At 33.1% G+C, this 13,905-nt stretch carries 8 protein-coding genes; 1 reads left to right on the forward strand and 7 read right to left on the reverse strand.

The genetic code is table 11. The features are described from left to right. Positions 1-60: 60 nt before the first annotated feature. The 5 genes from ACWV26_RS11035 to ACWV26_RS11055 form a co-directional block, all read right to left on the reverse strand. Positions 61-735, reverse strand: coding sequence for an ABC transporter ATP-binding protein (locus ACWV26_RS11035; RefSeq protein WP_455894813.1), 675 nt, complete (start codon positions 733-735; stop codon positions 61-63). A 1-nt stretch (position 736) separates the two neighbouring features. After that, positions 737-1,771, reverse strand: coding sequence for an ABC transporter permease (locus tag ACWV26_RS11040; protein ID WP_455898228.1), 1,035 nt, complete (start codon positions 1,769-1,771; stop codon positions 737-739). A 183-nt stretch (positions 1,772-1,954) separates the two neighbouring features. Further along, on the reverse strand, positions 1,955-3,103 hold the full coding sequence (locus tag ACWV26_RS11045; protein ID WP_455894814.1) for an ArgE/DapE family deacylase: 1,149 nt from the start codon (positions 3,101-3,103) through the stop codon (positions 1,955-1,957). 274 nt (positions 3,104-3,377) lie between these two features. Beyond that, positions 3,378-5,168 carry a hypothetical protein gene (locus ACWV26_RS11050; protein WP_455894815.1) on the reverse strand — a complete coding sequence of 597 codons (1,791 nt, stop codon included), beginning with the start codon at positions 5,166-5,168 and terminating at the stop codon, positions 3,378-3,380. 710 nt (positions 5,169-5,878) lie between these two features. After that, positions 5,879-6,346, reverse strand: coding sequence for a VOC family protein (locus ACWV26_RS11055; RefSeq protein ID WP_455894816.1), 468 nt, complete (start codon positions 6,344-6,346; stop codon positions 5,879-5,881). A gap of 1,361 nt (positions 6,347-7,707) precedes the next feature. Between ACWV26_RS11055 and ACWV26_RS11060 the strand changes: the two genes are divergently transcribed. Next, entirely contained in the window at positions 7,708-8,913 is a 1,206-nt protein-coding gene (locus ACWV26_RS11060; protein WP_455894817.1) for a COG4705 family protein, read from the forward strand. Between the two features lie 2,772 nt (positions 8,914-11,685). Here ACWV26_RS11060 and ACWV26_RS11065 read toward each other — a convergent pair. Further along, positions 11,686-12,177, reverse strand: coding sequence for an N-acetyltransferase family protein (locus ACWV26_RS11065; RefSeq protein ID WP_455894818.1), 492 nt, complete (start codon positions 12,175-12,177; stop codon positions 11,686-11,688). Positions 12,178-12,301: 124 nt separating this feature from the next. Next, positions 12,302-13,696 carry an NAD(P)-binding domain-containing protein gene (locus tag ACWV26_RS11070; protein ID WP_455894819.1) on the reverse strand — a complete coding sequence of 465 codons (1,395 nt, stop codon included), beginning with the start codon at positions 13,694-13,696 and terminating at the stop codon, positions 12,302-12,304. Positions 13,697-13,905: the final 209 nt, after the last annotated feature.

Below are 13,905 nucleotides of genomic sequence, written 5' to 3' on the forward strand. Positions count from 1 at the left end.
TATATTAAAAATTATAAGTGTAATAACTTTTTCTTAAAGTACAAGGATTAAATCTTAATCCTACATAATTAAACCATCGCTCATTTTAATTATGCGATCAGCATAAATGAGTATTTCTTCATCGTGGGTAACGATAAGGGTAGTAATGTTCAAGTTTTTAGTTATGTCTCGGATTATTGACATAACATTTTTAGACCTTTTTGAATCTAGACTTGCAGTTGGTTCATCAGCGAAAAGAACTTTAGGTTTATGAATAATAGCTCGTGCAATTGCAACTCTTTGTTTCTCCCCACCTGACAGTGATGATGGATATGCATTTTTTCGATGTTCCATTCCAACTAATTGTAGAATTTTATTTACTTCACTATTTTGTTCTTGTTTCTTTAATTTCGATTCAGAAACATCTAGCATTAACATTAATTGTTCTTCTACTGTAAGAAAAGGAACAAGATGCGCAAATTGAAATACAAATCCAAATTTTTTTGCTCGTATTTCCCGAACTTGGTCTTGATTCATGGCATTAATATTTTCTCCCTCAAATATTACCTGTCCATCTGAAGCTAGCTGAAGTCCTGCTGCTATTGTAAGTAGAGTACTCTTACCTGAACCTGATGCACCTACTAATGCTGTTACTTCACCTTCTCTAAGTGTTAGATTCACTCCTCTTAGTATTTCTTCTTTAATTTCCCCATTATTAACCGTTTTTTTCACTTTATTAAGTGTGAATAAAGACATATTAAATCTCTCCTTGTTGAATTGCTTGTAATGGTTCAATTTTTTTAATTTGTAAGCTTGCGATTGTAGTGCCAATAAATCCTATCATTAGGAATACAGAAGATAAAATCACCGTTGTTTCAGTGGACAACCTATAAGGCATTCCTTCAGGTGCAATTAAGTTAATGCCTTGGCCAAGTGCAATAGACAAAGCTAGTGAAGTGATTGTAATAAAAATCATTTGTGTCCACATCATTGTAAATAATCTACTTGTTTTTAAACCAATTGCTTTTAAAATACCGTACAAACCAATCTTTTGAACGTTCATCATATAGAAAAAGATGGCAAATAACATTCCACTAATTGCGACTAAAAACCAAACAATCATATTTAAAGTCATCTGTTCTGCATTATAACTTGGGATTGTTTTGAGAAATTCTTGCTTTGAAAATGATTGTAACCCCATGATTTCTTGAGCAGAATTTTCTCTTGGTATGAAAACTAATTGCATTTCATTTACTTTATAAATCTCTTTGTAATTTTCAATATTAACAAAAGCGACAGGGGCATGGCTGAATTTTTTTTGGTCAACAAAACCTTTTACGATAAACTCTCCGTTAAATTGAGGGTTTGTTAAAATATCTCCCACTTTTATCCCTTTATCCTTCATTGAACGATCTAATAAGATTTCACCGGCTTTGACATCATGAAATAGGTCAGACTCGGTTGAAGTAACAAAAACGACACTTTGTTGTTTGCCATTACGATCGTTCAAAAAACCCATTTGAATGGATAATGCTGTAGCATCTTTATAATCATTAATTAACTTATCCTGCATACCAGTATCGATTCTAGACATATTATAGGTTTCTTCTGCCTCCGGATTCATATAAAATTGTCCTTCTGGTAAATCTTTAATTAATGAAGCATTATCCTGGGATAATCCATTAGCTAAGCCTGAAATAATAAAAGTTAACAAACTAACTAGAAAAACAATTGAACCTAATATTAAAAATCTTACTTTATTTTTCTTGATTTCTTTAAATGCAAGATTCATCATTAATTCCTCCACCTTCTTTTTGACTTCTTAAGATTACATCTCTTGTGTGAATAGAAGATGAACGGATTATTACATCATTTGAATTACTCCGCTACAACTTAATTTGACGAATAAGCAAATCAAAAAGAGATGACCATCAAAACTGATAGTCACCTCTTTTTGATTTAAAAAATCTCTTTTTTATTTAGATAATCCTAAAATTAACTCTTTATAGATATCAAAAAATGCCAAGTAGTAATCTTTGTAGACATATTCATCAGTTTTGTGAGCCATTTTTGTTTCGCCTGGACCAAACATCATGAATGGGAAGTTTTCATCTTTACCCCGTAATAAGTTTGATGCATCCGTTACCCCTGGAGAACCTTTAACGAAAATTTCTAAATCCAAATATTTTTTACCGAGCTTCTTAGCAAGATTAACCATTTCAGACTTTCCTGAAGTGAATACACTTGGTAATGACATCGTCACTTCCACTTCAATATTAGTGCCTTCTTTATTGTATTTGTTAGCTGTTGTGTTGAATAAGTCGATCACTTCTTCATTATCAAATTCTGGAATCGTACGAATGTTTATTTCAGCTACGGCTTTTGCTGGAATTGAGTTTACTTGGTTTCCTGCATTAAAAATAGTTGTACTCATAACCAATTTATCTAGAACTTCATTTTTACGATCATCGCCATTCAATTTTTTGTCTAATTCTAATAGATATTCCATCAATGGATTAATCGCGTTATAACCTTGGTCAGGCATAGAACTGTGTGCAGCTTCACCGATAGATGTTACACGCAAGTTAAGTGATCCTTTGTGAGAGTAAATAATCGTATCATGAGAAGGTTCAGCTACCCATAGATAATCAACATCATCCATATAGCCTTCTTCATATAATTTTTTAGAACCTGCGCCACCGACTTCTTCACCAGTTGTAGCCATAAAACGGACAGTACCATTTTTTAGTTCATCATTTTCTTTGAGTTCAATCATCACTAAAGCAAGGTTTACTAAACCTGCTTTCATGTCATTTGTTCCGCGGCCGTATAATTTTCCGTCTCTTTCTGTCAATATGAACGGATCTGTTGTCCATTTGTTTACATCACCAGGCGAAACGACATCCATATGACCGGAAACGCCAATAACTGGACTCCCGCTTCCAATTTGAGCCACTAAGTTCACACGAGTGTCTGTAACTGGAACAATTTTAGATTCAATGCCGTATTCAGCAAATAAATCTTTCAAGTAATTTGCCACTTCAATTTCATTTTCGTTAATAGATTTAATCGCGATAATATCAGATAAAATTTTTATCTTTTCTTCTTCTGTAAAATGTTTCATACTATATCCCTCCAAAATTTTATCTGTCTATTCACAATGTGAATATAACTCCATTTTTCCGAAAAGTCCATTAATAAGTTAGCATTAATAATTTGGCTTTTATATGTAAAAGAGCATTACCCTTACTCAAGGATAACACCTGTTAATTGAATTTATTTTTTATACATTTATCAAAAAAGGGAATGAATATTCTCCTTATTCATTCCCCTTCCTCTTTTTATTTAGTTCAAAGCAAATACTCTCTTATACTATGATTGATTATTATGATTCCCTCTTATTTTAAGAAGCTCAAAAGGTTAGCAAATGAAGCTACTAGATCTTGATAATATCCTATTACTTTATCCTTTAAAGAGATTTGGTCTGATTCCTTTTCTACCTCATTTTGACTCATTTCATCAGATGCTTGTACTGGTTCTTGAGAATCTGATGCTGTATTTTCCGCTACATCAGAAGGTGCACCTGTTGTATCTGTTGCATCAGTTGCTTCTGGTATTGCATCTGTTGTATCATTTATTTCTGGTAAGGTTTCTGTTGCATCAGTTACTCCTGGTAAAGTTTTTGTTGCATCAGTTGCTTCTGGTATTGCACCTGTTGTATCATTTGCTTCTGGTAAAGTTTTTGTTGCATCAGTTACTCCTGGTAAGGTTTCTGTTGCATCAGTTGCTCCTGGTAAAGTTTCTGTTGCATCAGTTGCTCCTGGTAAAGTTTCTGTTGCATCTGTTACTGGTAAAGTTTCTGTTGCATCTGTTACTCCTGGTAAGGTTTTTGTTGCATCTGTTGCTGGTAAAGTTTCTGTTGTATTAGTTTCATCATTTGTATTAGGTGATTTTGTTGAATCTGTTTGTTTATCATCAGCTGATACATCAGATCCTTTATCATCCACATTTTGAGATTCTTCACTTGTTTGTGCTAATTTTTGTGCTATAAATGATTGATAGAACCCAATAATACTTCGATAGCTATTATCGATAAATTGATAAGTTTCATCTATCATTGCATTTGAATCATCAGCTGCTTCTGTACCTTTATCTGCTTGGCCTTCTTCAGTTGTTGGTGCTGCTGTTTCTTCGCCTGCTTTATCTTCTTCAACTGCTTTTGTACCTTTATCTACTTGTTCTTCTTCAGTTGTTGGTATTGCTGTTTTTTCGCTTGCTTTATCTTCATTAACTGCTTCTGTACCTTTATCTGCTTGGCCTTCTTCAGTTGTTGGTGTTGCTGTTTCTTCGCCTGCTTTATCTTCTTCAGTTGCTTTTGTACCTTTATCTACTTGATCTTCTTCAGTTGTTGGTGTTGCTGTTTCTTCGCTTGCTTTATCTTCTTCAACTGTTGGTGCTACATTTTCTTCGCTTGCTTTATCTTCATTAACTGCTTCAGTATCTTTATCTGCTTGGCCTTCTTCAGTTGTTGGTGTTGCTGTTTCTTCGCCTGCTTTATCTTCTTCAACTGCTTTTGTACCTTTATCTATTTGATTTTCTTCAGTTGTTGGTGTTGCTGTTTCTTCGCTTGCTTTATCTTCTTCAACTGCTTTTGTACCTTTATCTACTTGATTTTCTTCAGTTGTTGGTGTTGCTGTTTCTTCGCTTGCTTTATCTTCTTCAACTGTTGGTGTCGCTGTTTTTTCGCCTGCTTTATCTTCTTCAGTTGCTTTTGAACCATCATCTACTTGGTCTTTTTCAGCTGCAGGTGCTGCTGTTTCTTCAGTTGGTACAACTTCATTTAATTCGCCTTCTTGTTGACTATCATTATTTGTTTCATTTATATTATAATTATCATCTAGATTCCCATTAGTTGTAGCGGTTTTAGCTTGAGCTACTTGACTAACCAGTTTACCTTTTTCAGGAGATCCTGGTAGACTTTTTGCTAATGCAGATACTTTCTGACCATGATTTTTCACTTGTTCAATAGCTTTCGAATGAACGCCGTTTGCAGTATGCTCTGCCGCAGAAGCAGGTAGACCAGCTGCTAGAAAGGCACCAGCCACTACTGATGTTGACATCACAAGGGGTGCGAATTTCTTCGACAATATTTTATTTGCTTTCTTAGAGTCCATTTGTTTTTTATTCATTACTTCATCTCTCCTAATTTGTATTTTTTTCTACGGATAGGATGGATTTTTCATAAATTCCGCTATTTCTCGTTTCACCTCCTAGAAGCTCGAGTAAGATTATTACTCATATATTCCAGCAGCACCATCATCTGCCTGCCTTAAATATATCCAAGTTTTATTACCATTTTGTGTTATTCCGTTTAAAATAAATGACGACTTTCTTACATATTTGTCGGATTTTGTGATAAATGAAATCTTTTAACAATGTCTAAAGTACTATATTTCAAAAAATAGTAGCGCTTTCATATTTGCCCTCTCTACTATTAGCTGCGTTTTTCCATCCTATAAAATACGAGTAATTTTCCTTTACAAATAAAACCATAGAATAAAGATTATTAACTCAATATAAATATTGTAAATATTAATATTCATCCATCTTATGTCATGCTGTTGATGTCAATGTATTCTTCCCGCCTCTCCCAAACCCTTGCCATTCCGCTCTTTTAGAACATAGAAAAGAAAAAGCGTGTTTTGAAATTAAGATTGATCAAAACACGCTTTTTCTATAATCAAGTGATACTTCCTTTTATAAAAAGTTTGAAAATTTTTGTAATCCCTGTCCTAAGATAGAGCCCGATTGATGAATTTTGAAAAAAAAGAAGATTAAAAAGAGTTTATTAGTAATTGTGCTATATCCACTATGTTCAATATTAATGAAAGGATTCTCATTATTTCAGTTTGCTTTGAACTAAATTTTCCCATTCTTCAAATGATAATTTGTCAGTAATATGTTTTAGTTCATTAGGAACATCTACAAAACACATCAACTCTAAACTATTCCCATCCGGGTCATTAAAGTATACAGAAGCATTCCCTTGATTTGGCCTAATAAAAGGTTCAATCGAAGTTCTTCTACCAAATGGAACGACTTCAACTTGAATTGATTCAAGCCATTGTAAAGACATTTTTAAATCCTCATATGTTACTCGGAAAGCAATATGCCTTAAAGAAGGATGATATGGTGTTTGGTACTCATCCCCTTCCCACAACCCCAACCAACTTGCACCTTCTTCTAACCAAAAAAATGCGGTGTTTTCATCACGCCAAGCTAACTTCAAACCTATCTTTTGGTAAAAATCAATAGATATTTCTAAATTTTTCACCGGTAAGTGTGCTTCATATAGTCCTCTGATCATGAACAAAACCTCCCTTGAATTAATTATACTTACATCTACTAATTTATTGGTTCGTAAAATAGTCTTAATTTTTCCACTATTTTATATAGGTTAGAATGAGCCATGGAAATGTACTCATTGAATGCTTCGCTGAGTTATAGCAATACACTCAGCTAATTTATATAGCTATATAGTTTTCAACTTGAACTTGTACTAAATTTGATTCTATGTAGATAATCTTTGAATGGCCTACTTCAATCAAACTAATAATATACAACCTTTTTAACTTTAAATTGAGGATTCGATATTAATTTAGCTTTAGCAGTCCCTCTTTTAAATCTTATTTTGTTTAACCATTCAACAAATGCATTTGCAATATAACTAGGGTAATTCCTTTCACCATTTTTTTATAGCCCAATTTTTTGTATTCTTTTCTTCATCAAATATCCACTCTAGAAAGTCTTCCTGAATACAGTTTATCTTCCTACCTACTTTTGTTGAACAAGAAATGTATTGAATAAAATCGTCACCAAATTCGAGTTTAATAATAATAAGAGTTTCAGCTCCTTAAAAATCGTTACCGCTTAATTAAAATAGCACCATAGCAGAATAAAAGGATTATTTACTTCTTTTACTTATTTGCTTTTCGAGAAGGCATATGAAGGAGTTCTGTGCATTTGAATTGTTAATCAACCTTTTAGTTCGATATGTACTTTGCAAAAACTTCCTTACATGCCTATTGGCGAAAAACAAACGATGATACTTGTCATCATTATATAATTCATTAAACCAGGGATAATTTCGCAATTCTTTAATATGTTTATCAATTTTCTTCGTATTTAAAGAGTTATCTTGTCCGATGCTGCTAAGCAAGCCTGCAATAATCTCCAAAATCATTAAAACGTTCTCCTTTTTCGAAATAATTACCCTTTACTTATATTCTCCCAAATAAAGTATTTGTATTGTTAGAATTGTTTTTATTATAGTTGATGACTATAAGTTACGACCAGTACCCTTTTATAAACGAGGGGAAAATAAATATTTAATTGACGCTTAAGTTAAATTTAATCAATTTTTAAGATAAAGCCTTCCCATTTCTAATATAATAAAGGCGTACATTACTCAATAATGAAAATAAGAGATGGAAATTACTTTATAACAATGACTACTTCCAAAAAGGAGATGATTTCATTAAGTAGGCCTTATAATTTTCTGAACAAGAAAATATCCAACCTTAAGGTCGAAAATGAGTGGCAAAAGAATCACAAGTCATCATACTTTTGATACTATCTTCAAGATTAAAGCAACCACTTTGGGATAGGTATTTAGAGAGGAAAATAAATTAAGTTGTGGGAAACCACTTTAAAGAAAGGAAATTATATATGCAAGAAAATCAAAATAAAATGAAAATTTTACTTAACAAAGTTCCACAAGTGACGATTTTCTTTTGGATCATCAAGGTTTTATGTACAACTGTTGGTGAAACATTTGCTGATTTCATCAATTTCAATATTGGACTTGGTTTAACTTTTACTACCATTCTTATGGGAATAGCATTTTTTATTGCATTGTTTTTTCAATTTAAAACAAAAAAATATGTACCAGCCATTTACTGGGTAACAGTTGTTCTTATAAGTGTTTTTGGAACACTGGTAACGGATAATTTGACAGATAATATGGGCGTACCACTTGAGGTTAGTACAGCTATTTTCTCGGTACTTCTAGGACTAACTTTTCTATTTTGGTATCTTAGCGAAAAAACATTATCGATCCATTCGATTTTCACTAGAAAAAGAGAAGTATTTTACTGGTATACAATTCTTTTCACCTTTGCTCTTGGAACAGCGGTCGGCGATTTATATTCCGAACAACTTGGTTTTGGTTATCTTTACACGGGAATAGGCGTAGTTATTATTATTGCTCTTGTGTTCTTAGCTTATAAATTTTTGAAACTTGACGGAGTATTAGCGTTCTGGATTGCGTATATTTTAACTCGTCCGCTTGGAGCGTCGCTTGGAGATTATCTTTCTCAACCAAAAGTAAATGGTGGATTAGGACTCGGGACAACCATGACGAGTGTGATTTTTCTTATCGCAATTTTAGCAATCATTATTTTCCTTGCCGTTTCAAAAATTGATACTAATGCTAAAAGTGATATACCGGAAACAAACCAAAGTAATGCAAATAAGAAACGTGTGCTAACGCAAACGATTGCTGTACTCGTAATTTTCTTAGTTGTTGGTATAGGTGGTTATAACTGGCGTAGCAATTATATTGCATCACAAAGTGCTACAGAACAAACTACATTAGTAGGTCAATTAAATGATTTTGTTAAATTTGAAAATGATATGCTAAACGCTGTAAATAAAAACGACTTTGCATCAGCAAAAAAAGGCGCTGATAATTTGGAACAACAGTGGGATACACAAGAACCTAAGCTTCGAAAAATTGATAGCACTACATGGACAAAAATTGATGGAACAATTGACTCTGTGCTAGCGGCTGTTCGCTCTTCAAATCCTGATGTAAACAAGTGTAAAACAGCACTTAACAATTCGCTTAGTATCATAAATGCAGCAAATAAATAATTTTCTTAGGAATCGCCAATCGCGGTTCCTTTTTAAAATGGAACTCTTTTTAAACTAAAGCACATGTTAGTTAAATTCGTTTCTTTTTCGATTATTGCCAAGTATATACTTTAATACTGACACATACAACCAAATTATCAATATATAAATAAAACTTTCTAATAGGCAAATGACTATATCGAATATTAAGCGACCAAAATCTTCAATCTCAGAAAACCATAGCGTACCCATTGTGAATTCGAAAAAATCCTATTGTTAATCATCCATAATAAAATTGGAATCATTTGTACCAAATAAATTTTAGGCACAGTATGACCTTTAACTAACAAATTTTCACCACCCTTTTAAGATACATATTACTTAAGCATATAATAACTACTTCTATGCTCAAATAATAGAAGTCTCTTTTTTAAGAAAAGCGCCCTTTAATTGAATAACTAAAATATGAATTCAATCATAGGATCCATTATTTCTTCTCACACTACAGTCTCGGTGGCTGCTATCCTCTTACATAAACAATTTAGGGCATACATCCAACCAAGGCTTTGGCTTTAAGCATAAACTGGTTATATGTCTAATTTCAAAAAGGAGTGAATATTAACTTATGCGATATATGGAACAAATGCCTTTCTATGGTCAGAATCCTAGGGGGCTTGATAATTGTATTTTTCGTTTCACGTATATGTGGCTTAGAAACGGAGACAATTTTTGGTTCTATTTAACGACTGTTGGGCATGAAAGAGTTTATGGCTATAGGTTTTTCGGAGGAAGATGGAATCAATATTCGATAGCTTTAAGAGATATTGTTTCCTTCCATTGTTCTCCTCCGACTCCAACTCCATATTAAAATACTGCGCCTGACCTTTATAAACTTATCGTCCAATCTTACTTTTTGAAACATCCTGGCTTTCAAAAGAGATGGTTTTTTGAATCTAATACAGTAAATAACCGTTATTCGCCACCCACGTGTTCCCTTCCATCATGTATAAAAAGTTAATCATTTCGGTTAGCGTTATTTATAATGAAATTAGACTGAAAGTCAAAACAAATACAAGTTTAATCCTTCACAACTTCAATTGCATTCTAAAATATGCATTTACTTTCCTCAACAATCTAGCCCTATATTGGAATAACTAAGCTGCACTAACTTAAAATACTTCAGATATTACAGTAATGCTGCCCCGATTGGAATATAAGAAAATGGACCTCACTAAAGTGAGATTCATTTTCTTGCTGATTAATTGCAATATCCAAAATTAGATTTATGTTATGTATTTGAGTGGTGAATAACTCTACTACAATGCAAATGTATTTTTAATATTTTAAATTTCTAGAGGCACTTTTGTCCGCACTACTCTTATCTTTGAGTATTGTTTCTAGATTATCCCCTGTATCTACTAGTCCCCTCGTGTATGTTTCTATTATTGCTTATATTATTTAAAACAATTCTAAATTCAGTATAGTTAATATCAGTATAGTTATTTAAAATATACTTAGAGAAAATTTCATGGGGATGGTTAATTTATAGCTTTTCGTTATGTTACATTTTCATTGTATAGACCAATGTAAACTTTAAGTAATCTCTAGAAGTTGTGGCATATTTTTACTACTAACCTATTTATCTGCATAAGTAAGAAGTATTTTTCCCTCATATTCATATAGTAGACGTAGGCAGCTAGTTATTTAAAGTTACTGATTGCGTATTTTTTATTTACCTTAACACTCTTCTCTATTAGGAGAATTAAAATATTTACAAGAATATCCTGAGCCAACAAAATACACTAGAGAGATTGCTAATTGTTAATCTTGTCCCGCTATCTGAAAATATATTTATTTACTCTCCAATCATATTTACTTCATTGAATTTTATTAATCCAAATTTCACCTAATAAATGTTGTTTATTCTCAAAAAAACTCTCATTGTTAATTATTTTAAAGTTAATAGTTGCAATTTATTATTCAAAAGGTTGTATTAACTACACAATGGATAAATCCCTATGGATCAGAGACGCACGCTCTGTCAAAAAGCTGTCGTTTCATAGTTTCGACATGGAAAAACTATTAAAAGAATATTCGTGAAATTACCCTTAAGTCACGTAAAATAATAGGTAAGGTAAGGTGAGTTGAGCCGATGCAGAAAATCATCGTAGCAATCATTAGGCAAGGTCTTTACTGCTGTTTTCTGACCGGATTGTGAGTCTTAGAGGAGCGGGAACGGCTTCTTGCAGTAACGGTTCGGATGGAGTTTCGATTGGTTAAGGCCAATGGTACTTGTCATGATGTATGTGGGCGAAACTACATACGCATGAAGCAAATGACAAGATGAAGAAATTCAGGTATAAACAGCAGCATCATCGGTTCCCAACTTTGGACTGAAAGTTACACCAATTGATATTATACTTACTCCTCTGTCCTTGAATCATCCTTGATTCCTGAGACATGGGTGGGTATTTGCATAGTCAATAACCCACATTACCTGAAAGTGTACATTTAGCATCTATTGCTCGAACAATAACAGTCATTCAACTTTATTTACAAATCAACACTTTACATATTCAAAACTCTCAAATAATGACAGTCACTTAATAAAACCTCTATACCTTATAGTCATTAACCTTTAATTTACTCGGCAACCACAATCATCATCCTTACATCATCTTAATATTGAAGTCTTTGAAACTTTTATTATCGCTGTGCCTCTTAATAAAATCGCAATCTCGGATAACGTTCTCTTTGCTTTTTTAACGTAAACAATAAGAAGTAAACCTCTTTCTAAATTTTACTTCTACGCTCCAATAATAAAACATCTCTCCATATTCCATTATGTTGTGCTATTTTTTCTCGGTATCCAACTTCACGGAAGCCCATTTTTTTATGTAGTTTTATACTTGCAATATTTTCTTTAAAAATTGAAGATTGTAATGTCCAATATCCTTGTTTTTCACTTTCCTCTATCAACTTTGAAAATAAAACCGTTCCTATCCCTTTGTTTTTTGTTTGTGTTGATACATAGATGCTTACTTCTCCAACTCCTTTATATACTATCCGTTTAGATACTGCACTAAGTGCAATCCATCCAACAACTAAATCTTCGATTACAGCAACCAATCTACATGTAGAATCATGTGATGTTGTCCATTCTTCAAAAGATGGTGCCTCAGTTTGAAAAGTAGCGTTTCCCGTAGCAATACCTTCTAAATAAATTTTCTTTACTATAGGCCAGTCTGTATCTAACATCTTTCTGATTTGTATATTATCCGTCATAAGAAATCCCCCTATCCACTACATTAATGTTTTATTGATAACATTAAACAGTATTACTGAATGAAAAGAAACCATTATATCTACTTACAATGGTTTCTTTTCTTATAATTCCAGATTAGCGATACTAACAACAAGAAGAACTTGTATTGTTTAGGTTAATACTACAAACCCCAGTTTCAGGTAAATCAAGTTCAACTCGTTTTGAGGCTTCAACATCGCCTGCGAGATAAGCCGTAATTGAACGTACTTGTTCATATCCAGTTGCCATTAAGAATGTCGGTGCACGACCATAACTCTTCATTCCAACAATATAAAGACCTTGTTCTGGTTGACGAAGAATGGCTTCTCCGTGAGGGCGAACTGTACCACAACTGTGATCGTTCGGATCAATTAGTGGTGCAAGTGCTTCTACGCTTTCTGTAGCTGGGTCAATAGATAATCGAAGCTCTTGTTCAATTGAGAAATCTGGACGGTTACCTGCATTAACAATTAACTCATCTACTTGCTTAATGGAAACAATTTCATCTTTGTAACGACCTATTAACTCCACTTGTTCGTTCATTGATTTGACTTGCATTGTGAAAAATGGCGTATAAACTTCAACTTTACCTGAGTCAACTAATGAATGTATTCTAGTACCTAAAGCTCCACGTGCTGCCAACGCATCTTTTTCTTCTCCACCAAAAGCATCAGATACTTGTTTTTTACGTAATATCCAAATTAATTTTGTTCTTGGATATTTGATTTGTAGATCTGCTAATTCTAACAATGTATTAATGGCGGAATGTCCACCACCAATCACTGCAATAGTTTTATTTGCATAGCGAGTAGTATTCTGAGCAACGTTTGGAATTCCATATTCAATATGATTTTGGCATTCTTTTTCAGAGTTAAGCCAAACACCATTGGATGTGGCTGGGTTTGGATTTCCCCAGGTACCAGTTGCATCAATAATTGCGCGAGCTTCTACTATCTCCATATTATGATTTCGTTCTAAATAAATCTCAAATGGTTGTTTTTCACGATTTAACGATTTCATTTTGTCATTTTCTTTACGAGAAATAGAAACAACCTTTGAATTGTAACGAATCCATTCTTTTATCACAGGTAATTCACTTAATGGTTCTAAATATTGTTCTATTAGTTCTCTGCCTGTAGGTAAAACATCATCTTGAGGTGATTTCCAATTAGATTCTTCTAATAACTTTCGTGCAGATTTATCTATATCGTATTTCCAAGGACTAAACAGATGAACATGTTGCCAATTACGAATATTTTGAGCTACATTTTGACCCGACTCAAAAACAATAAAAGGTACTTTTTGTACTGCTAAATTTGCAGCTGCAGCAAGCCCAACAGGCCCTGCACCAATAATGGCTACTGGTAAGTCCAAATTAAATTGTTCTCGGCTCGGAGATTCTACTACCTTAGCTTCAGGTGAGGAACAGCAGCAAGGAGTAGTAGTTTCTGCACCACAGCATGAAGATTGATTTGTAGTAAACAGTTTAATTTCTTTCATTTAACACTCCTCCTTTTCTATTTGTTGTATTGCCTGCTTAAAATGTAAAGCAGTATTTTAACCATACAATTGAAGATTATCTTTAAAAAAATGCTCACTCATATATTGACTTGCTTCTTTTAAAGAAATTTGTCTTGCTCTGATCACCAGCTCTAAATAACGAATAAAATACTCTATCGATAATGTGCTTCCGTGATTAACAGTCATCT

The sequence above is a fragment of the Rummeliibacillus sp. JY-2-4R genome, from assembly GCF_053847205.1.

Excerpts from the sequence above, each read along its gene's own strand:
- ACWV26_RS11035 (WP_455894813.1), bottom strand. The coding sequence starts at position 735 with ATGTCTTTATTCACACTTAATAAAGTGAAAAAAACGGTTAATAATGGG.
- ACWV26_RS11040 (WP_455898228.1), bottom strand. The coding sequence starts at position 1,771 with ATGAATCTTGCATTTAAAGAAATCAAGAAAAATAAAGTAAGATTTTTA.
- ACWV26_RS11045 (WP_455894814.1), bottom strand. The coding sequence starts at position 3,103 with ATGAAACATTTTACAGAAGAAGAAAAGATAAAAATTTTATCTGATATT.
- ACWV26_RS11050 (WP_455894815.1), bottom strand. The coding sequence starts at position 5,168 with ATGAATAAAAAACAAATGGACTCTAAGAAAGCAAATAAAATATTGTCG.
- ACWV26_RS11055 (WP_455894816.1), bottom strand. The coding sequence starts at position 6,346 with ATGATCAGAGGACTATATGAAGCACACTTACCGGTGAAAAATTTAGAA.
- ACWV26_RS11060 (WP_455894817.1), top strand. The coding sequence starts at position 7,708 with ATGCAAGAAAATCAAAATAAAATGAAAATTTTACTTAACAAAGTTCCA.
- ACWV26_RS11065 (WP_455894818.1), bottom strand. The coding sequence starts at position 12,177 with ATGACGGATAATATACAAATCAGAAAGATGTTAGATACAGACTGGCCT.
- ACWV26_RS11070 (WP_455894819.1), bottom strand. The coding sequence starts at position 13,696 with ATGAAAGAAATTAAACTGTTTACTACAAATCAATCTTCATGCTGTGGT.